The sequence below is a fragment of the Demequina aestuarii genome (assembly GCF_000975095.1).
Lineage (GTDB): Bacteria > Actinomycetota > Actinomycetes > Actinomycetales > Demequinaceae > Demequina > Demequina aestuarii.
This window is the reverse complement of sequence record NZ_BBRD01000001.1, coordinates 2108246-2128231: the sequence shown is the minus strand read 5'-3', so window position 1 is coordinate 2128231 and position 19986 is coordinate 2108246. Positions and strand designations below refer to the sequence as shown.

14 protein-coding genes are annotated in these 19986 nt (G+C 68.5%); 12 read left to right on the top strand and 2 right to left on the bottom strand.

What is annotated here, in order from left to right; translation table 11 throughout:
• Positions 1–230: 230 nt before the first annotated feature.
• The 12 genes from AOP72_RS09975 to ptsP all read left to right on the top strand — a co-directional run bounded on the left by AOP72_RS09975 (position 231) and on the right by ptsP (position 17845).
• Positions 231–2609 (top strand): glycoside hydrolase family 3 N-terminal domain-containing protein, encoded by a 2379-nt coding sequence (locus AOP72_RS09975; protein ID WP_062135770.1) that lies wholly within the window; start codon positions 231–233, stop codon positions 2607–2609.
• 114 nt (positions 2610–2723) lie between these two features.
• Positions 2724–3137, top strand: coding sequence for a hypothetical protein (locus tag AOP72_RS09970; RefSeq protein ID WP_062135767.1), 414 nt, complete (start codon positions 2724–2726; stop codon positions 3135–3137).
• Between the two features lie 156 nt (positions 3138–3293).
• Positions 3294–6302: a glycoside hydrolase family 3 C-terminal domain-containing protein gene (locus AOP72_RS09965; RefSeq protein ID WP_238581656.1), complete on the top strand. Its 3009-nt coding sequence runs from the start codon at positions 3294–3296 to the stop codon at positions 6300–6302.
• Positions 6303–6424: 122 nt separating this feature from the next.
• Positions 6425–8842 (top strand): glycoside hydrolase family 3 C-terminal domain-containing protein, encoded by a 2418-nt coding sequence (locus tag AOP72_RS09960; RefSeq protein WP_062135765.1) that lies wholly within the window; start codon positions 6425–6427, stop codon positions 8840–8842.
• Between the two features lie 9 nt (positions 8843–8851).
• A complete protein-coding gene (locus AOP72_RS09955; RefSeq protein ID WP_084631682.1) occupies positions 8852–9556 on the top strand; it encodes a GtrA domain-containing protein in 705 nt (234 codons plus the stop codon).
• Positions 9557–9567: 11 nt separating this feature from the next.
• Positions 9568–10587 (top strand): glycosyltransferase family 2 protein, encoded by a 1020-nt coding sequence (locus tag AOP72_RS09950; RefSeq protein WP_062135762.1) that lies wholly within the window; start codon positions 9568–9570, stop codon positions 10585–10587.
• Positions 10588–10642: 55 nt separating this feature from the next.
• The gene (gene glf, locus AOP72_RS09945; protein ID WP_062135759.1) at positions 10643–11806 is read left to right on the top strand and encodes a UDP-galactopyranose mutase; all 1164 of its coding nucleotides are present in this window, start codon (positions 10643–10645) and stop codon (positions 11804–11806) included.
• A 246-nt stretch (positions 11807–12052) separates the two neighbouring features.
• Complete coding sequence (locus AOP72_RS09940) at positions 12053–12814, top strand: DeoR/GlpR family DNA-binding transcription regulator (RefSeq protein WP_062135756.1); 762 nt, start codon at positions 12053–12055, stop codon at positions 12812–12814.
• Positions 12811–13758 (top strand): 1-phosphofructokinase, encoded by a 948-nt coding sequence (gene pfkB, locus AOP72_RS09935; RefSeq protein ID WP_062135753.1) that lies wholly within the window; start codon positions 12811–12813, stop codon positions 13756–13758. The genes AOP72_RS09940 and pfkB overlap by 4 nt, the downstream gene beginning before the upstream one ends.
• A 17-nt stretch (positions 13759–13775) precedes the next feature.
• Positions 13776–15854 (top strand): PTS fructose transporter subunit IIABC, encoded by a 2079-nt coding sequence (locus tag AOP72_RS09930; protein WP_062135751.1) that lies wholly within the window; start codon positions 13776–13778, stop codon positions 15852–15854.
• A 27-nt stretch (positions 15855–15881) separates the two neighbouring features.
• Complete coding sequence (locus AOP72_RS09925; protein ID WP_062135748.1) at positions 15882–16151, top strand: HPr family phosphocarrier protein; 270 nt, start codon at positions 15882–15884, stop codon at positions 16149–16151.
• Positions 16152–16162: 11 nt separating this feature from the next.
• Entirely contained in the window at positions 16163–17845 is a 1683-nt protein-coding gene (gene ptsP / locus AOP72_RS09920) for a phosphoenolpyruvate--protein phosphotransferase (protein ID WP_062135745.1), read from the top strand.
• Positions 17846–17854: 9 nt separating this feature from the next.
• On the opposite strand, the gene AOP72_RS09915 is transcribed toward ptsP, so the two are convergent.
• Positions 17855–19201 carry an ATP-binding protein gene (locus tag AOP72_RS09915; protein ID WP_062135743.1) on the bottom strand — a complete coding sequence of 449 codons (1347 nt, stop codon included), beginning with the start codon at positions 19199–19201 and terminating at the stop codon, positions 17855–17857.
• A gap of 28 nt (positions 19202–19229) precedes the next feature.
• On the bottom strand, positions 19230–19943 hold the full coding sequence (locus AOP72_RS09910) for a LytR/AlgR family response regulator transcription factor (RefSeq protein ID WP_062135740.1): 714 nt from the start codon (positions 19941–19943) through the stop codon (positions 19230–19232).
• Positions 19944–19986: the final 43 nt, after the last annotated feature.

Here is a 19986-nt window from a genome sequence, read left to right as displayed (position 1 = left end):
CACAAAGGCGTCACGGTGCCGATACGCAAGCGACAGAACATGCGGCGGACCGCACAGGTTGTGCGATCACGCCCTCCGCTGCACTTCGGCCTGCCGACACTTCATGGGACACGTCCTCCCTCGCCGTCAGCGGCGCATGAAGGACGGGGCCGGCCCGCTAACCGGGTGCCAGCCCGTCGACAACGCGTTCGCGGGTGGTCAACGATGACGAACAGGAAAGGGACGGGCCAATGAAGGTCATGCCTATCAGAGGGATCGCGGCGCTTGCGGGCGTGGGTCTTGCGATCTCGGTCGCCGGGTGCAGCTCGGACGACACCGAGGAGCCGCAGCCCAGCGAGACGTCGGCCGCCGCCGGGGAGTACACCGAGCGACAGGTCTCCGACGGCACCACAGACTTCGTGATTGTCGAGAACCCGAACGGCGGCGCGCAGCTGTCGTACAGCGTGGAGGGCGGCGTGACGCTGCTCGAGGAGGAGTCCGAGGGCTCCACCTACGCGTTCAAGGACATGAATGCCAACGGCGAGCTCGACGTCTGGGAGGACTGGCGCGTCGATCCCGCCGAGCGCGCGACCGACCTCGCAGCGCAGATGTCGGTGGAGCAGATCGCCGGTCTGATGCTCTTCAGCTCGCACGAGCGCTCGCCTGCCGACGGCCTCACGGACGCGCAGAAGGAGTACCTCGAGGAGTCGAATCTCCGAGCAGTCCTGAATGCCGCAGGCTCCGACGCAGAGACGACGGTTCCGTGGGTCAACGAGATGCAGGCCTTCGTCGAGACCCTGGCGACCGAGGACGCGGTGTACGTTCCGGTGAACTTCGCGTCTGACCCGCGTTCGACTGCTGGCTCCGGCGGCTACAACGCCGAGGGTGCCGACATCTCCCGTTGGCCGTCGAACCTCGGCCTTGCTGCCACGTTCGACTCCGACTACACGCTGCAGTTCGGTCAGATGGCGTCAGCGGAGTACCGCGCGCTGGGCATCACCACTGCACTGAGTCCCCAGGTCGATCTCGCGACCGAGCCCCGCTGGCTGCGCGTCGGCGGCACGTTCGGTGAGGACGCCGAGCAGGCGGCCGAGCTCACCGGTGCCTACGTCTCCGGCTTCCAGGGCACGGCGGGCGAGTCCGAGTGGGGCGCAGAGTCCGTCAACGCCATGATCAAGCACTGGCCTGGCGACGGTCCGGGTGAGGGCGGACGCGAGTCGCACACCTTCACCGGCAAGTACGGCGTGTACCCCGGCGACAACCTTGACGAGCACGTCTCCGTCTTCCAGGCCGCGCTCGACTCGGCGGCCGTGATGACGTCCTACTCCATCTCGCTGGACGGCGACGGCGAGCCTCTGTTCGGGGAGCGCGTCGGCACGGCGTACGACGAGGGCCTGATGTCGGTTCTCCGTGATGACAACTCGTTCGGCGGCGTGATTGTCACCGACTGGGGCGTCATGACCGGCGCAGACGACGAGGGTGCGTTCATCGCCACCGCGTGGGGCGCCGAGGACATGACCCCGGCCGAGCGCTACGTGAAGGTGCTGCAGACCGGTCACGACATGTTCGGCGGTGTCAACGACGCGACGTTCCTGCTCGAAGGCGCAGAGCTCTGGCAGGAGAAGTTCGAGGCAGGCGAGCTCGAGACAGACGCCCAGACCCGGTTCCAGGAGTCTGGCGCGCGCATCCTCAACATGACCTTCCAGGCGGGACTCTACGAGTCGGCATTCCTGGACCCCGAGGAGTCGACGGCTGTGCTCGCCTCCGAGGACAAGGTCGAGGCCGGCTACCAGGCGCAGCTCGACTCGGTCGTGATGCTGAAGAACGAAGGCGTCATCGCCGAGGGAGCGGACTGGTCGGACACGACGGTCTACATCCCGCAGACCTACGACGTCGGCGTGGCGAGCCTCTTCGGGCCCGCCGCCTACACCGAGGGTCCGACCATGGACCTCGACGTCGCCGAGCAGTTCTTCGGCGCGGTCGTCACTGATGAGGTCGAGTACGACGAGGAGGGTCAGGTCGTGAGCTACACCGCGCCCGACCTCAGCGACGTCGACCTGGTGCTGGTGGGAATGGACAGCCCGTACAACGGCGACAACTTCTCCGCCGCGGGCCAGGACGCCGAGACCGGCGAGTGGTACCCGTTCTCACTGCAATACGGGCCCTACACGGCCGATGGCGACAACGTCCGTGAGACGTCGATCTCGGGTGACATCCTCGAGGACGGCACCCAGGAGAACCGTTCGTACCTGGGCAACACCTCGCGCATCTCGAATGCCGCAGACCTCGACGCTTTCACGCGTGCGGTCTCGGCGGTCGAGGCCAGCGGCAACGACATCCCCGTGATCGTCGCGCTCAAGGCCACCAACCCGGTGATCCCCGCCGAGTTCGAGGCGGATGCTGACGCGATCCTGGTCAGCTTCGGCACCAACGACCAGGCGATCGTCGAAGTGGCGCTCGGCCAGCACGAGCCGCAGGGCCGTCTGCCGATGCAGTTCCCGGCAGACATGGACACTGTGGAAGCACAGTTGGAGGACGTCGCGAAGGACATGACGCCCTACACCGATGCCGCGGGCAACGCCTATGACTACGGCTTCGGCCTCAGCTGGTCGGGCGTGATCTCGGAATAGCGAGCGCTTGATGCTCGGGGCGTGGATGGCGGGAGCACCGCCATCCACGCCCCGAGCCAGAGCAAGTTCGGGGTATGGGACGATTCCCAGCCCCACGATCCAGAAGGAGCAGTCATGAACACCACCAAGATGCGGGCCGGCGGCCTCGCCGTGCTGATCGCCGCCACCGGAGCATTCGGTCTCACCGCGTGCGGAAGCGACACGGACGGGGATGCCGGCACTGACACCGAGGTGTCCGAGCAGGCGTCGGTCGATGTCGCCACCGACCTCGAGACGGCGAAGGCCGCTGTCGACGAGGCGCTCGCGGACGACGACTGGACCCAGGTCATGCTGGCCAGTGACGTCGACAGCCCCACCGTCAAGTACGGCCTCATGGTCATGCCGTTCGTGGCCTCCGACGCCGCTGACCGTGTGACCGGCACCGTCGACATCGATGGCGGCGACTACACGATCGAAGCAGTGTCGGCCGCCACGGGCGAGACCTGGCAGATCGACCAGAGCGGCGAGATCACCCAGGTGACCGAGTAACTCCGTCCTCCTCCGCGAGCTCGCCCGGCTGCTCCTGAGCCGGGCGAGCCGCCCCCCCCCCACCGCGACGACCATGCCAGGTGCCGCTGCATCGGCCCGCCGCCCCACAGACCTCTCCCAGCCCCACCCGCTTCACCTCTATGAAGGAGACAAGCCGTGAACGCACGAGCGCGTCAGGACAAGGCCGCCGCGAAGGCGCCGATGTCCAACCGGAAGTACCTGTCGATCTGGATCCCGATCATCGCGTTGGTGACGGTCATCGCCGTCGTCGCGAACATGGCGCTCGTGGTCGCCGGCGGCTGGGTCGCGTCCCAATTGGGATCCGGCACGTACACGTTCACGAATTCAGAGGAGTCCGCTGAGTGGGACACCTCGTACTACGAGTCGGACTACGCCGATATGGACGCTGTCGACGTCGCGGCCCGGGAGCTTGTCGCTGACATCGGCGCCGAGGGCATCGTGCTGGCGAAGAACGAGTCCGAGGCGCTTCCGCTCGATGGCGGTGCCGCCCTGACGATGCTTGGTCGCGCAGCCGCGGACCCCGTCTATGGCGGCTCTGGATCCGGCTCCGTCGACACCAACACGGCCGTCGACGCCCGCACCGGGCTCGAGAATGCCGGCTTCACGATCAATGACGAGGCCTACGCGGCGATTGACGAGTACGCGGCGGAGAACCGTCGTGGACACATCGAGATGGACCTGCCGATGAGTTCGACGTTCACGATTGGTGAGATGCCCATCGATGGCTACGAGTCCGTCTCGTCCTCCTTCGCACAGTACGACGACGCCGCGGTGGTCTTCATCGGCCGCCCCGGTGGCGAGGGCGGAGACCTTGCGCAGGACCTGCTCGACATCCCCAACCCCGACAACGTCGACCCGAGGGCCGAGGAGGGCCAGCACCAGCTCGAGCTGAACCAGGACGAGAAGGACCTCCTCGCTCTCGCGAAGGACAGCTTCGAGACCGTGGTCGTGGTGGTCAACGCCTCGACGACCCTCGAGTTGGGTGACCTCCAGAGCGACGCCGGCATCGACGCGATCCTCCTGGCCGGCTCGCCGGGCGCATCGGCGTTCAATGGCCTCGGCCGCATCCTCTCCGGCGACGTGAACCCCTCGGGCCACACGGTGGACCTGTGGGCGTCGGACTTCACCGCCGACCCGACGTTCGCCAACTTCGGCGAGTTCGTCTACGACAACGTCGAAGCGTCCTACCCGGTGTCCGCGACGGAGAGCGCGACGTCCAACGCGACCGTCACGTCCGACGCGCCGTTCGTGAACTACGCCGAAGGGATCTACATCGGCTACCGCTACTACGAGACCGCGGCAGTCGAGGGCTTCGTCGACTATGACGAGGCCGTGGTCTATCCGTTCGGGTATGGCCTCAGCTACACCGACTTCGCATGGGAGATCGCCGGTTCCGAGCTCGGCGACACCGACGGCGAGATCTCGGTCGACGTCACGGTGACCAACACCGGCGACGTCGCGGGCAAGGACGTAGTCCAGGTATACGTGAACGCCCCGTACTACGACGGCGGCATCGAGAAGGCCGAAGTCGTGCTGACCGACTTCGTGAAGACCGGCGTCATCGAGCCCGGCGCCTCGGAGACGGTCACCGTGTCGTTCGCGGTCGAGGACATGGCCTCATACGACTACCAGGACGCACGGGCCTACGTGCTCGAGCAGGGCGACTACGAGATCCGCGTCCAGAGCGACTCCCACACGATCGCCGCTGGCACGGAGCCGATCGGCTACACCGTGGACGAGACGGTGGTCTACGACGAGTCCCAGCCGCGTGCGACCGACGAGATCGCGGCGACCAATCAGTTCGACGACGTGTCCGCTGAGTTCTCCACCGAGGGCGAAGAGGGCAAGATCCCGGTGATGTCCCGTGCCGACTTCGCTGGCACCTTCCCCACCGCACCCACCGCGGATCTGTTCGTGGCTGACGAGGCCATCATCGACGGCTTCGAGGCGTGGGATGTCGACGCGGCCGCCGAGGCCTTCGACGGCGAGATGCCCACGACCGGTGCGAAATCCGAGCTGTCGCTGATCGACATGCGCGGCCTCGCAAAGGACGACCCGAAGTGGGAGGAGCTGCTGGACTCGCTCACCGTGGGCGAGATGACCGACATGCTGCTGAACGGCGCATACCAGACGGCGGCGATCGGTTCGATCGGCAAGCCGCAGACACTGGAGCCGGATGGCCCCGCGGGCTTCTCGTCGTTCATCAACTCGGCGATCAACGGCGTCGCCTACCCGTCCGAGGTGCTGATCGCTCAGACCTGGAACGTGGACCTCGGCGCGGCCATGGGTGAGATGCTCGGCAACGAGGCGCTGCACAAGGGCATCAACGGCTGGTACGCGCCCGCCGTCAACCTGCACCGCTCGCCGTTCGGCGGCCGGAACTTCGAGTACTACTCGGAGGACCCGGTGCTGTCGGGCCAGATGCTCACCGCAGTGGCCAACGGCGTCGCGACCAAGGGCGTCTACACCATGGTCAAGCACTACGCCATGAACGAGCAGGAGACCAACCGCGTCAACAACGGCATCGCCACGTGGGCGACCGAACAGGCGATTCGCGAGCTGTACCTGAAGCCCTTCGAGATGGGCGTCAAGAACATCACGATGGACGTCCAGTACCTCGCGGACGACGACGGCACGGTGGCGGAGACGACCATCGGTGCCGGCGGCATGATGAGTTCGTTCAACCGGGTCGGCGCGACCTGGGCAGGCGGCTCCGTTGCTCTCATGGACACCGTGCTGCGTGACGAGTGGGGCTTCGAGGGCTTCACGATCTCGGACTTCAACCTGTACCCGTACATGAACCCCAACGAGGGCATCCACGCGGGCACGGACCTCACGCTGACGTTCCAGCCGTCCAAGTCGTTCGGCGACACGAGTTCGGCGAAGGCCGTCACCGATATCCGAGACTCGACTCACGACATCCTGTACACGGTCGCGAACTCCAACGCCATGGACGGGCTGGCCCCGGGCGCCACGGTCGACTACACGCCGCCGACCTGGGTCTACGTCCAGATCATCGCCACGGTCGTGGTGGGACTCGCCCTCCTCGGAGTCATCGTCATGGTGATCCGTCGCGTGCGCCGCCACCGCTCCGGAGGGCCGGCGACGGCCGGGCAGAAGAAGGCCGCGGGCTCCGCCGTGTAGACGGCTCCGCACGCCTCCGCGGTGCCGGACGGGACCCCCCCGCCTCGTCCGGCACCGCACCCCCCGCGCATCGTCGCGGCACCCGACCCCCGCACCCGTTCGACCAGTCCGGAGCACTCACCATGGCCCATCCGCTCACCGTCCTCGAGAAGGCCGCGCTGCTGAGCGGCGAGAACATCTGGCAGTCTCGCGCGTTTCCCCACGCCGGCATCCGCTCGCTGTTCTTCGCCGACGGCCCGCACGGCGTGCGCAAGCAGACCGGCTCGGGTGACCACCTGGGGATCGCGGCGTCGCAGCCGGCGACGTGCTTCCCGACGGCCGCGACGGTGGCGAACAGCTGGGATCCCGCTCTGGCGGAAGAGGTGGGTCGAGCCCTCGGCGCCGAGGCCGCCGAGCAGGGGGTCGACGTGCTGCTCGGCCCGGGACTCAACATCAAGCGCAGTCCGTTGTGCGGGCGCAACTTCGAGTACTTCTCCGAGGACCCCTACCTCGCCGGGACCCTTGCCGCGGGCTATGTGCGCGGCATCCAGTCCCAAGGCGTCGCCGCGAGCCCCAAGCACTTCGCAGCCAACAGCCAGGAGCTGCTCCGCATGGCGAGCGACTCCGTGGTCGATGAGCGCACGCTGCGCGAGATCTACCTCACCGCATTCGAGATCGTGGTGCGCGAGTCGAGCCCGCGCGTGATCATGTCGAGCTACAACCGCATCAACGGCGAGTACGCCCACGAGAACGCGCACCTGCTCACGGAGATCCTGCGGGACGAGTGGGGCTTCGATGGCGCGGTGATCACTGACTGGGGTGGCGGCAACGACCCGGTCGCGGCGGTGCGCGCGGGCGGCGGACTCGAAATGCCCTCGCCCGGCCTGGATTCCGCGCGCCGCATCGTGGCGGCGATCGAGTCAGGCGACCTGGAGGTGGCCAGCCTCGACGCTCGCGCCGAGGAGCTTCGGGCGCTCGCGCACTGGGTCGAGGGCGGCGAGTCCGGCGGCGCCGAGGCGAGCGACCACCACGAGCTCGCTCGCCGCGCGGCGCAGCAGTCGATCGTGCTGCTCAAGAACGAAGGCGCGGTGCTGCCGCTGCCTGCCGGCGAGCGCGTCGCCGTCGTCGGCGACTTCGCCGCCAAGCCTCGCTACCAGGGCGCCGGCTCGTCGCTGGTGAACCCCACGCGGCTCACGACTGCCCTCGAGGCCATCGGCGCATCGGAGCTCGATGTCGTGGCCTACGCGCCGGGGTTCGTCCGCACCGGTGGTGAGGACGAGGCCCTCGCGAAGGACGCCGTCGCGGCCGCCAGTGCCGCCGACACCGTACTGCTGTACCTGGGGCTCGACGAGGTGAGCGAGTCCGAGGGCAAGGACCGCGACCACCTGGCGCTCAACGACAACCAGGTCGCCCTGCTGGCGCGTCTGCATGAGGTGAACGAGCGCATCGTGGTGGTGCTGTCCGCCGGAGCGGTCGTGGAGATGCCGTGGCTCGACGAGTGCGCTGCGCTGGTCCACGGCTACCTCGGTGGACAGGCGGGCGCCGCCGCGATGGTCGACGTGCTCACGGGCACGGTGAACCCGTCCGGTCGCCTCGCCGAGACGTACCCGCTGCGGCTCGAGGACACCCCGACCCACCGCACCTATCCGGCCACCGGCGACACGTCGCAGTATCGCGAAGGCCTGTTCGTCGGGTACCGCTACTACTCGACGCTGGACGTCCCCGTGCGCTTCCCGTTCGGGTTCGGCCTGAGCTACACCCGGTTCGACTATTCCGACCTCACGGTGTCCGATGCGGGGGCCACCTTCTCGCTCGAGAACACCGGCACCGGTGCCGGTGCCGAGGTCGCGCAGATGTACGTGCGGCGCCTGACCGACGGTGCGATCCGCCCCGTGATCGAGCTCAAGGGATTCTGCAAGGTCTACCTCGAGCCCGGCGAGCGCGCACGCGTCACGATCCCGTTCGACCGTCACACGTTCCGCACGTTCGACGCGGCCGGTGATCGGTGGGTCAACGAGACGGGCGACTACGAGATCGTGGTCGGCTCGCATGCGGACGATGCGCGGCTCACCGCCGCCCACTCGCTCACCGGAGACGCTCCGCAGGAGGCTCCCCCCGGTATTCCGCACTACGCCTCCGGCGACGTGTCGGCGGTGCCAGACGACGAGTTCGCGCGCCTGCTCGGACGCACGCTGCCCAAGCCGCGCCCCGAGCGCGGCGACCTGGGAGTGAACGACCCGCTGCGTGCGATGCACGATGCGCGGAGCCCGCTGGCGCGGTTCGCTGCCCGCGTGCTGCGTGCGCTGATCGACCGCTCGGAGCGCAAGGGCGCACCCGACCTGAACCTGTACTTCCTGTACAACATGCCGTTCCGTGCGATCGCCAAGATGACCGGCGGCGCCGTGAGCGCGCCCATGGTCGAGGCGATCACGGTGATCGTCAACGGCCACCTGTTCCGCGGCCTCGGGCGCCTCGTGCGCGCGTTCGTCCGCAACCTGTCCGACGCCAAGCGCATGAGGTCCGCACTCGCGGCCGACGCCGAGCGCGCACTGAACCACTAGGAGAGACCGATGCTGACACGAATCAAGAACGCTTGGGCCCGGTTCGTCGAGCGCCGCCCGGGGTTCGCGCAGTTCCTGCTCTTCACGGTGTTCTCCCAGGCGGTGACGGTGCTGCAGCTCGCGCTCATGCCGCTGTTCCGTGCCTGGTTCAACACCACCGCCCTGCTGGACACGTCGTTCCAGGTGCTTCCCATCGGTGCCGATGTGGATGGCTCGCAGTACTTCATGTTCGACTACCCCGCGGGTGCGCTTCCCGAGGGCGGGGGCGGCCTCGCCTACTTCCTGGCCGTGCAGATCACGCTAGCGATCGCGCAGATCATCAACTTCTTCCTGCAGCGCAACATCACGTTCAAGTCCAACAGCTCGCCGTGGATCGCGGCCATGTGGTACTTCATCGCGTACGTCGCGATCACCTTCATCGCCGCCGCCGCGCAGGGCTTCTACAAGGCGCCGGTGTACGACTTCTTCATCGACACCCTCGAGTGGGGCTCGACCGGCGAGACGGTGGCGGACGTGTTGACGATGATCATCTACGCGATGATCTCGTTCTGGGTGTTCTTCCCCATCTTCAAGATCATCTTCAAGCGCACGCCTGAAGACGAGGGCGACGACACGGCAGCCACTGGTGAAGCGGCCCCCGCATCGGCGGGTACGGTGTCCAGCGGCGCGCACGCTGATGGCATCGGCTCCGACAAGGGCGCACCAGGACAGTGAAGGAGCCGGGGATGGTCACCCTGAGTGTCGTCGTGCCCGCGTACAACGCGGCCGAGTGGATGGAGCGCTGCGTCGATTCGCTGCTGGTGCTCGGAGCGCGGGACCTCGAGGTGCTCATCGTCGATGATGGCTCCACCGATGCGACGGGCGCGATCGCCGATCTCTACCAGGCGGCGCACCCCGACGTGGTGAGAGCGATCCACAAGCCCAACGGCGGCCACGGCTCGGCCATCAACGTGGGCCTCGACGAGGCGCGGGGGGCGTACATGAAGGTCGTCGACAGCGACGACTGGGTCGACGTGGAGGCCTTCGGCGCGCTGCTCGACACGCTCCGCGAGTTCATCGCCGGCGGGCAGTCCGTGGACCTCGTGGTCAGCAACTTCGTCTACGAGAAGGTGGGCCGCCGTCGCAAGCGCGCGGTGCGCTACCGCAACGTGCTGCCTCAAGGACGCGTGTTCTCGTGGGACCAGGTGGGCAGGTTCCGCACCAGCCAGTTCCTCATGATGCACTCGCTCGTGTACCGCACCGCGGTGCTGCGGGAATGCGGCCTGCGACTGCCGGAGCACACGTTCTACGTCGATAACCTCTACGTCTACGAGCCCCTGCCGCACGTGCGGACGCTGTTCTACCTGGACGTGGACCTGTACCGATACTTCATCGGCCGTCCCGATCAGTCGGTGAACGAGCAGGTGATGATCACGCGCATCGATCAGCAGCTCAAGGTCAACCGCATGATGATGGACGTCGAGGTGAGCCCGTACGAGGTCACTCCCTCGCTGTACCGCTACATGCTCCATCACCTGCAGATCGTGTGCGTGATCTCCTCCACGATGCTGCTCCGCTCGGGTCGTGACGAGGACTTCGCCCGTAAGGTGGAGCTGTGGCGAGCGATCCGGTACGACGACCCCGCTGTGTACCGGCGTCTGCGCCGGACCACGCTCGGTCACCTCGTGAACCTTCCGGGCCGCCCCGGCCGCAAGGCCTCCGTGGCCGTGTACCGCGGCGCCGCCTGGGCGCTCCAGCTGAACTGAGCGGTGCCGCAGTGCGTGGCGACCGCATCGGCCGCATCGCGGCGAGGGCCACACGATGACTGACCTGGTCGTGGTGGGTGCGGGCCTGTTCGGGCTGACGGTGGCCGAGCGCATGGCCGAGCGCGGCCGGCGCGTGCTGGTGCTGGACCGTCGCGACCACATCGGCGGCAACGCCCACTCGTATGACGACCCGGCGACGGGCATCGAGGTGCACCGCTACGGAGCGCACCTGTTCCACACCTCGAACGAACGGGTGTGGGAGTACGTCAACCGCTTCACCGGCTTCACGGACTACACGCATCGGGTGTTCACGACCCACCGGGGCGAGGTGTTCCCCATGCCCATCAGCCTGGGCACCATCAACCAGTTCTTCCACGCGGCGCTCACGCCGGACCAGGCCCGCGGTCTGATCGCGGAGCAGGCCGCGGAGATGGCGGGCCGCACGCCGGCCAACCTGGACGAGCAGGGCGTCGCGCTCATCGGCCGCCCGCTGTACGAGGCGTTCATCCGGGATTACACCGCGAAGCAGTGGCAGACGGACCCACGCGAGCTGCCAGCGTCGGTGATCTCGCGGCTGCCCGTGCGATACACCTACGACAACCGCTACTTCAGCGACACCCACGAGGGCCTGCCGGCGCAGGGCTACGCCGCGTGGTTCGCGCGCATGGTCGATCACCCGCGCATCGAGGTGCGCTTGGGCGTGGACTTCCTGCCTGGCGGCGCAGGCGCCGCGGGTGCGGCCGATGCGGGCGTCACCAGAGATGACGTCGCGGGCCAGGTTCCGGTGGTCTACACCGGGGCCGTCGACCGCTACTTCGACTACGCCGAGGGCGAGCTGACGTGGCGCACGCTGGACTTCGAGCTCGAGGTCCTCGACACCGGGGACTTCCAGGGCACGCCGGTGATGAACTATGCCGATGCGGACGTGCCCTTCACGCGCATCCACGAGTTCCGCCACTTCCACCCGGAGCGCGACTACGTGCGCGACCGCACCATCATCGCGCGCGAGTACTCGCGGTTCGCGGCTCGCGACGACGAGCCCTACTACCCCGTGTCCACGCCGGGCGACCGCGCGCGGCTCGCCGCCTATCGCGAGCTGATCGCGGGGGAGAGGGGCGTCCACTTCGGCGGGCGTCTGGGCACCTACCAGTACCTGGACATGCATATGGCGATCGCCTCAGCGTTGACGCTCGTGGACAACTCCCTGGCCGAGGTCTAGCGCGTCCGGACTCACGCTCGGCGAGTGTCATGAGCGACGGGTCTGCCGGGGTCGTTGTCGCTGTCTCGCCTCGCGTACCCGCGCTCGGCGACCTAGTTTTGGGGGAGGAGCAGTGCCTCCCGGCGCCGCTCCCGCGCGCTAAAGCCACACAAACGGATGCCCGTACCGGTTGACACGTGCCCGTCTGAGTGGTTTTATGTGGGAAACGGCGCTGTGAAGCGCCGACGGCCACGACAAGAGGAACCGATGTACGCGACGGAGCGACAGCAGCGAATCCTTCGGAAGGCGCGCGCCGAAGGCCGCGTCGACGTCGCCTCGCTCGCGCAGAACCTGGGCGTAGCCACCGAGACCGTGCGTCGCGACCTGACGTCGCTCGAACGGCGCGGCTCTCTGCGTCGGGTCCACGGCGGCGCGATCCCCGTCGAGCGCCTCGAGGTCGAGCCCAGCCTGGCCACACGCTCCGGTCACCTCACCGGCACCAAGCGCCGGATGGCGGCCCTCGTCGTCGATCAGATTCCGGCAGACGCCACGGTGGTCCTCGACTCCGGCTCCTCCGCCCTCGCCGTGGTGGACATGCTTCCGCCCGATCGACAGCTCGTCGTCATCACCAACTCCATCGCTGCGGCGAACGTGCTCAGCACCTACCCGGGGGTCACGCTGTACATGCTCGGCGGACGCGTGCGGGGCCTCACCGGAGCCGCCGTGGGCGAGTGGACGGGGGAGGCGCTCACGGGCGTGGTGGCCGATGTCGCGATCATCGGCACCAACGGGATGTCCGTCAACCGCGGTCTCACCACCCCCGACCAGGCCGAGGCGCAGGTCAAGAGCGCCATGATCGCCTGCGCGCGGCGCGTGGTGCTGGCCGCCGATTCGAGCAAGGTGGGCGACGATCACCTTCATTGGTTCGCGGACCTTGGCGACATCGACGTCATCGTGACCGACACGGACCTGCCCGACGATGTCGCGGACGAGATCCGTGCGGCCGGGCCTCAGGTGGTGACCTCGTGATCGTCACCGTCACGCCCAATCCGTCGATCGACCGCGCGGTCATGATCGATGCGCTGCGTCGCGGCGAGGTGCACCGCTCCACCGCCAACCGCGTGGACCCCGGCGGCAAGGGAGTCAACGTCTCGCGCGCGCTCGCGGCCCAGGGGGCCCCCACCGTGGCCGTCGTGCCGATCGGCGGACCGGAGGGTCACCTGCTCGAGGAGCTGCTCGACACCGATGGCGTCCCGCGTCGTAGCGTGCCCGTATTCGGCGCGGTCCGCATGAACATCAGCGTTCTCGAGCCCGACGGCACCACGACCAAGCTCAACGAGCCGGGTCCGACGCTGGACGCGAGCGAGGTCGCGGCACTGCTCGACGCCACGCTCGACCTCGCCGACGGCGCCGACTGGGTCGTCGGGTGCGGCAGTCTCCCGCCCGGCGCCCCCGCCGACTTCTATGCCTCGCTCGTCGAGTCCGCGCGCGACAGTGGGGTCAGGGTCGCCGTCGACTCCTCCGGGCCGTCGATGGCGGCCGCGATCGATGCACGCCCTCACCTGATCAAGCCGAACGCCGAGGAACTCGCGGAACTGGTGGGCGCCGACCTGGTCACCCTGCACGACGTTCGTGACGCCGCCATGACGCTGGTGGACTCCGGCATCGAGACGGTGGCCGTCAGTCTGGGCCAGGACGGTGCTCTGCTCGTCTCGCGTGAGGACACCATTCACGCGCACGCCACGGCCGTGGCCCCGGTCTCGACCGTGGGTGCGGGGGACTGCATGCTCGCAGGTCTGCTGCATTCGCTCACGAATGGACTTTCGGCATCGGCCGCCCTCGCCGTCGCCGTCCGCTGGGGAACAGCCGCCGTCGCCCTCCCGGGCAGCGGCGTCCCCACGCCGGAGGATCTCCGAGGCGTCGATGTCACCGTTGACGCCTCTCCCTCCCTCACCTACCGCCTGGGTCACTGACCCGAAAGGACGTACTCATGTCCCTCATCAATGAGAGCCAGGTCGTACTCGACCTGACCGGAGCGGATCGCCACGCGGCGACGCGTGTCCTCGCAGAACGACTCGTCGAGTCCGGTCGCTGCACCGACCTCGACGCCTTCCTCGCCGACGTCCGCACGCGCGAAGAGACCATGGCCACCGGGCTGCCGGGCGGCATCGGCATCCCCCACGCGCGCAGCGCGGCGATCACCGAGCCGTCGCTCGTCTTCGGCCGCGTCTCTGACGGCATCGACTGGGGCGCCAAGGACGGCCCCGCCACGCTCGTCTTCCTGATCGCCGCCCCTGAGGCCGGGGGAGACGCGCACATGCAGATGCTGCCCAAGCTCGCCCGCGCACTGATGAAGTCCGAGTTCAAGGCGGCGCTCGCCGGCGCCACCACCGAGGCGGAGGTCGTGGAGATCGTGAGCGCCGAGGTGGCGCTCGACCCCGCCCCCGCTGACGATTCTGCGGCGACCCCCGCACCTGCCGAGCCGGGGAAGGCCGCTGACCCAGCCCCCGCATCGGCCGAGAAGAAGCCCCTGTCGATCGTCGCGGTCACCTCGTGCCCCACCGGGATCGCCCACACCTACATGGCGGCCGAGGCCCTCGAGCGTGCCGCGAAGGACGCCGGCCACACGATCGCTGTGGAGACGCAGGGCTCAGCGGGCTCCGACCCGCTCGACCCCGAGCTCATCGCCGCGGCAGACGCGGTGATCTTCGCTCACGATCTCGAGGTCAAGGACAAGGGCCGCTTCGCCGGCAAGCCGACGGTCGACGTCGGCGTCAAGAAGGGCATCTCCGACGCACCGGGCCTCGTCGCACGCGCGGCCTCCATGGCCGACGAGTGGGCCAAGGACCCCTCGCTCGCAGCGAAGACCACTGGCCCGGCCGCCGCATCGGGCGGCCTCACCACCAAGGTCGACAGCGGCATGAGCACCGGTGTCAAGATTCGCCAGTGGCTCATGACCGGCGTCTCCTACATGATCCCGTTCGTCGCGGCGGGCGGCATCATGATCGCCCTGTCCTTCATGCTCGCGCAGATCGCCATCGGCGAGCAGGGCGCGATCGAGATCGTCAAGTACGGCCTCGGCGCCGAGGGTGAGTACGACATCACCCAGAGCTTCTCCGTGCTGAGCCTCACCTCGTGGGCCGCGCTGCTCTTCGTGATCGGCGGGGCGTCGTTCGGGTTCCTCGTCCCGATCCTGTCCGCATTCATCGCCTTCGCCATCGCCGACCGCCCTGGACTGGTTCCCGGGCTCGTCGGCGGCTCGATCGCCTTCACCATGGGCGCCGGGTTCCTTGGCGGGATCGCCACCGGATTCCTCGGCGGCTTCCTTGCCAAGTGGGTCTCGAGCTGGAAGGTCCACAAGGGTGTGCGCGGGGTCATGCCTGTCGTGGTGATCCCGCTCATCTCGACGTTCCTGACCGCGGGCCTCTTCATCACTCTGCTGGGACGCCCGATCGTGGCGCTCACGGAGGCACTGAGCGACGCCCTGGGCAGCATGGGCGGCACGAGCGCCGTCATCCTGGGAGCCATCCTGGGAGCCATGATGGGCTTCGACCTCGGCGGCCCCGTGAACAAGGTCGCGTACACCTTCGCCACCACCGGTCTGGTCGCCGCCGGCGCCGTGACCGATGCCCCGGAGCTCAAGATCATGGCGGCGGTCATGGCGGCCGGCATGGTCGCTCCGCTCGCGATGGCGCTGGCCACCACCCTGCGCCCGCGGCTCTTCTCCGAGCCCGAGCGCGAGAACGGCAAGGCCGCATGGCTGCTGGGGGCGTCCTTCATCTCGGAGGGTGCGATTCCGTTCGCCGCCTCCGACCCGGTGCGCGTGATCGCCTCGTCCGTGGTCGGCTCGTCCGTCGCCGGCGGCTTGGCGATGCTGTTCGGCACCACCCTTCGCGCCCCGCACGGAGGAATCTGGGTGCTGCCGCTCATCGGCAACTTCCTGCTCTTCCTTGTCGCGCTCGCCGCCGGTGTGCTGGTGACGACCGCGATCGTCCTCGCACTCAAGTCCCGCGACCGCAAGGGCGTTCACGACCCGCTGCTGTCCGAGACCGCGCCCGCAGTCGCCTGACCCCCACCTCAACGAAGGAGCACCACCATGTCGCAGAAGACCGTCACCATCGCCTCGTCCGTCGGACTGCACGCGCGACCCGCGTCCCTGTTCGTCGAGGCGGCGTCCGCCACGGGTCTGGACGTCGAGATCGGCCGTCCGGGGGAGGACCCCGTCGACGCGACCAGCATCCTCGGCGTGATGGCTCTCGGCGCCAAGCATGGCGAGGAGGTCGTGCTGACCGCCGAGGGTGACGGCGCCGACGAGGCTCTCGATTCCCTCGTCGCGCTCCTGTCGCGCGACCTCGACGCGGAATAGGAGCGACGGTGATGGTCAGCCCGGAGAGTCGGCACGGCATCGGCGTCAGCCCCGGCACCGCGTCCGGTCCGGTGGTGCAGGTCGCGCCACCGGTCCGGCCGCCCGCCGACGAGCCAGCCCCAGCGGATGCCGAGGCGGCGGTCGCCGAGATCCGCGCTGCCCTGGAGTCCGTCGCCGTGTCGCTCGAGGAACGGGCCGCATCCGCGGACGCCCACGCCCAGCAGATCCTCAAGGCCACCGCCCTCATCGCGCGGGACAAGGGACTGATGAAGATCGCCACCAAGCAGGTGGGCGAGGGGCTCGGGCCCGCGCACGCCATCAGTGCCGCCGTCGAGTCGTACGCGGCGCAGTTCGAGCAGCTCGGCGGGTACTTCGCCGAGCGGGTGACCGACCTGCGTGACGTCGGCGCCCGCGCCATCGCGGCCGTGCTGGGAATGCCCGCTCCCGGCGTCCCGTCGTTCACCACCCCCAGCGTCATCGTTGCCCACGACCTTGCGCCGGCCGACACCGCGGTGCTCGACCCGGCACTCGTCGTGGGAATCGTCACCGAGGGAGGCGGCCGCACCAGTCACACCGCCATCCTCGCGGCGCAGATGGGGATCCCTGCCGTGGTGCAGGTGCCGCGAGCGTCCGACATCGCCACGGGCACGCTCGTCGCGCTCGACGGCGACTCCGGCGCCGTCACCCTCGACCCCGACGACGACTTCCTGGCCGCACAGGCGCAGAAGCGGGAGCGCCGGGCCAAGGCGTTCAGTCACGCGACCGGGCCGGGCGAGACCCGCGACGGCCATCCCGTGGCGCTGCTCGCGAACATCGGCGGCGTCGACGACGCCGAGCGTGCCGGGGAGCTGGACCTCGAGGGGGTGGGCCTGTTCAGGACGGAGTTCGTCTTCCTCTCCGCCTCGACCGCGCCGACCGTCGAGGAGCAGACGGAGATCTACCGCCGAGTGTTCGCCCCGTTCGAGGGGCGCCGCGTGGTGGTCCGCACGCTCGATGCCGGTGCAGACAAGCCGCTCGCGTTCGCGGATCTGGGCGAGGAGGAGAACCCCGCCCTCGGCAGGCGAGGCTTGCGCATGTCTGCGGAGCGTCCCGACCTCCTGGACGCGCAGATCGAAGCGCTGGCGATCGCCGCCCGCGAGACCACCGCAGACGTGCGGGTCATGGCTCCCATGGTCGCGACCGCCGAGGAGGCGGCGTGGTTCGCGCGTCGCGTCCACGAGAACGGGCTGCCGAAGGCGGGCGTGATGATCGAGGTCCCGGCTGCCGCGCTGCGCGCCGAGCACGTGCTCGGCGAGGTCGAGTTCGGCAGCCTCGGCACCAACGACCTCGCCCAGTACACGATGGCGGCGGACCGCATGCAGGGAGAGCTCGCCGACCTGCTGGATCCTTGGCAGCCCGCGGTGCTCGACATGATCGCGGTCGCGGGGGACGGTGCGCAGCGCTCGGGACGTCCGCTCGGGGTGTGCGGGGAGTCGGCGGGAGACCCGCTGCTCGCTCTCGTGCTCGTCGGCCTGGGCATCAGCAGCCTGTCCATGGCGCCCAGCAAGGTCCCTGCCGTCCGTGTGGCGCTCAGCATGCACGACCTGACTGACTGCCAGCGCCTGGCGCACATCGCTCGTTCCGCGCGCGAGGCAGGCGAGGCACTCGAGGCGGTCCGCGAGGCGGCCAACGCGGAGTTCACACAGATCCTGTAGCCCGGCGGCTCAGGGGGTGCGAGTCGTGCCCGACCCCGCCACCGCATCGTCGTTCACCGGAATGAGCGCGCGCAGCGAGAACCACCGGTTCTCTGCGCGCGCGGTGAGCGAGCCCCCGTACTTCTCTGCTGTCTCGCGCATGTTCTTGAGGCCGTAGCCGTGGTGCAGCGCCTGCGCCTTGGTGGTCTGAGGCAGGCCGTCGACGAACGTCACGGGCCCTTCGAAGTAGTTCTCGATCTTGATCATCGTCAGCAGATCGTGCCGGTAGATCGCGACGCGGATGAGCCGCTGCTCCGGGTCCTCCAGCCGGCCGGTCGCCTCGATCGCGTTGTCGAGCGCGTTGCCCACCAGCGTGACGAGGTCCATGGGATCCATGCTGTTGACCGCGGTCCCGTCCGCCACGCAGGTGAGGGTGATCCCGGAGCGGTCGCACTGCTGCTGCTTGGCCGTGAGGATGGTGTCCAGCACTGTCGAGCCGGTGTCGAGCATCGAACTCTCGTATCCGCGGATCGAGTCTTCGAGCTGGTCCACGAAGCCCGCTCTGCGGGTCGGGTCCGCCTCCGAACGGATCGCGTGGATGTAGTGCTTGAGGTCGTGGTACTTGCGGTTCACCGCGTCGATGTCGTGCTTGGACTGCAGATAGTGCTCGCGCTGGTGGCGCAGCATCATCCCCACCGCGCTGACCTCGGCCGCGCGCTGGAGAGCGAGGCGCTGGCCGCGCAGCGCGAACAGGATCACGAAGCCGCAGAGGTCCACGAGGGTGCGGATGTAGAAGATCTCAGGGTCGAGCCGTCCCGAGAACGGTGTCGACGTGGTCAAGAAGCTGAGGTTGGACATCAGGAACGTGACGATGGCGACCGCGCCGGCGCCCACCAGGCCACGGGTGTCGATGGGAAGGCGCTGGTCGCGCGGGAAGTGTCGCGTCTCCGCCCAGTACGCGCCCACGAACCCTGCCGCATAGACCAGGCCGAGAAGTATCAGCCAGCCTGCCCCCTCGGTGCGGTCTCCGTAGAAGAACACGTGCAGCTGCCACTCGAGCGACGCCACCAGTTCCGCGAGCACGAAGGCCCGGGCCAGCAGGTCTCCGCCCTCGCGCGGGCTGGCATCCGCGCACAGCATGATGAGCCCGTACATGGCCGCCACCGCGAGAGCCATGCCGAGCGTCCACAGCTCGATGGGCAGCTGGCCTGCGATCCACTGCACACCCAGCAGCACGGCGAGCCCGCCGGCGAGAGCGCCCACGAGGGGGACGCTCGACAGACGCTTGCGCATCAGCATGATGTAGACCACGCACGCGGACCACTCCGCGAGGGCCGTGACCGCCCGCGGAATGTCGGGAAGGGCGTCTTCGATCACTGGGTCGCCTCGACTGCGCGTGAAGGCATCACAGGACTCGCCCACCGACGTGGTCGGCCAGCGCGTCGAGGAATGCGCGCCTGCGGGGGCGGCTCACGGTGAGCACATCGCCGTCCACCATGGTGCAGCTGGTGGAGTCGACGCTGGTGACGTGGCTCATGTTGACCAGGTAGCAGTTGTTGGAACGGAAGAAGGCCTTGCCGTCGAGCTCCGCCTCCATGGCCTTGAGCGTGCCGCTGAAGGTGTACTCGCCGTTCAGCGTGTGGATGGTGATGCGGTGCTTGATGGACTCGACATAGACGATCTGACTGGTGTCGAGGCGCGTCAGCGTGCCGGCGACGTTCACCACGACGGTCTCTGGCATCGACTGGCGCACGCGGCCCAGGGAGCGGCGCATCTCCTGCGCGAACGCGAAGTAGGGCACAGGCTTCACGAGGTAGCTCAGGGCGTCCACCTCGTAGCCCTTGATGGCGTACTGCGCCATGTTGGTGACGAAGATGATCACCACGTTCGGGTCGGACTGGCGCACGCGGCGCGCGGCCTCGAACCCGTCCATGCGGGGCATCTCGACGTCGAGCAGCAGGATGTCGAACTCGGGACGGTACGTCTGGACCAGGTCCGCGCCGTCCGCGAACTCCTGAGTGGAGAACTCGACGCCCTCCTCCTCGGAGTAGCGCGCGAGGTGGGTCAGCAGGTCCTCGCGATTGGATCGTTGGTCCTCGACGATGCCTACGCGGATCACGTCGCCCTCCGGCTCGATAGGTACGCACGGGACGATTGCCCTC

Bases quoted from the DNA above. Each gene is read 5' to 3' on its own strand.
- AOP72_RS09975 (WP_062135770.1), top strand. From the start codon at position 231: ATGAAGGTCATGCCTATCAGAGGGATCGCGGCGCTTGCGGGCGTGGGT.
- AOP72_RS09970 (WP_062135767.1), top strand. From the start codon at position 2,724: ATGAACACCACCAAGATGCGGGCCGGCGGCCTCGCCGTGCTGATCGCC.
- AOP72_RS09960 (WP_062135765.1), top strand. From the start codon at position 6,425: ATGGCCCATCCGCTCACCGTCCTCGAGAAGGCCGCGCTGCTGAGCGGC.
- AOP72_RS09955 (WP_084631682.1), top strand. From the start codon at position 8,852: ATGCTGACACGAATCAAGAACGCTTGGGCCCGGTTCGTCGAGCGCCGC.
- AOP72_RS09950 (WP_062135762.1), top strand. From the start codon at position 9,568: ATGGTCACCCTGAGTGTCGTCGTGCCCGCGTACAACGCGGCCGAGTGG.
- glf (WP_062135759.1), top strand. From the start codon at position 10,643: ATGACTGACCTGGTCGTGGTGGGTGCGGGCCTGTTCGGGCTGACGGTG.
- AOP72_RS09940 (WP_062135756.1), top strand. From the start codon at position 12,053: ATGTACGCGACGGAGCGACAGCAGCGAATCCTTCGGAAGGCGCGCGCC.
- AOP72_RS09930 (WP_062135751.1), top strand. From the start codon at position 13,776: ATGTCCCTCATCAATGAGAGCCAGGTCGTACTCGACCTGACCGGAGCG.
- AOP72_RS09925 (WP_062135748.1), top strand. From the start codon at position 15,882: ATGTCGCAGAAGACCGTCACCATCGCCTCGTCCGTCGGACTGCACGCG.
- ptsP (WP_062135745.1), top strand. From the start codon at position 16,163: ATGGTCAGCCCGGAGAGTCGGCACGGCATCGGCGTCAGCCCCGGCACC.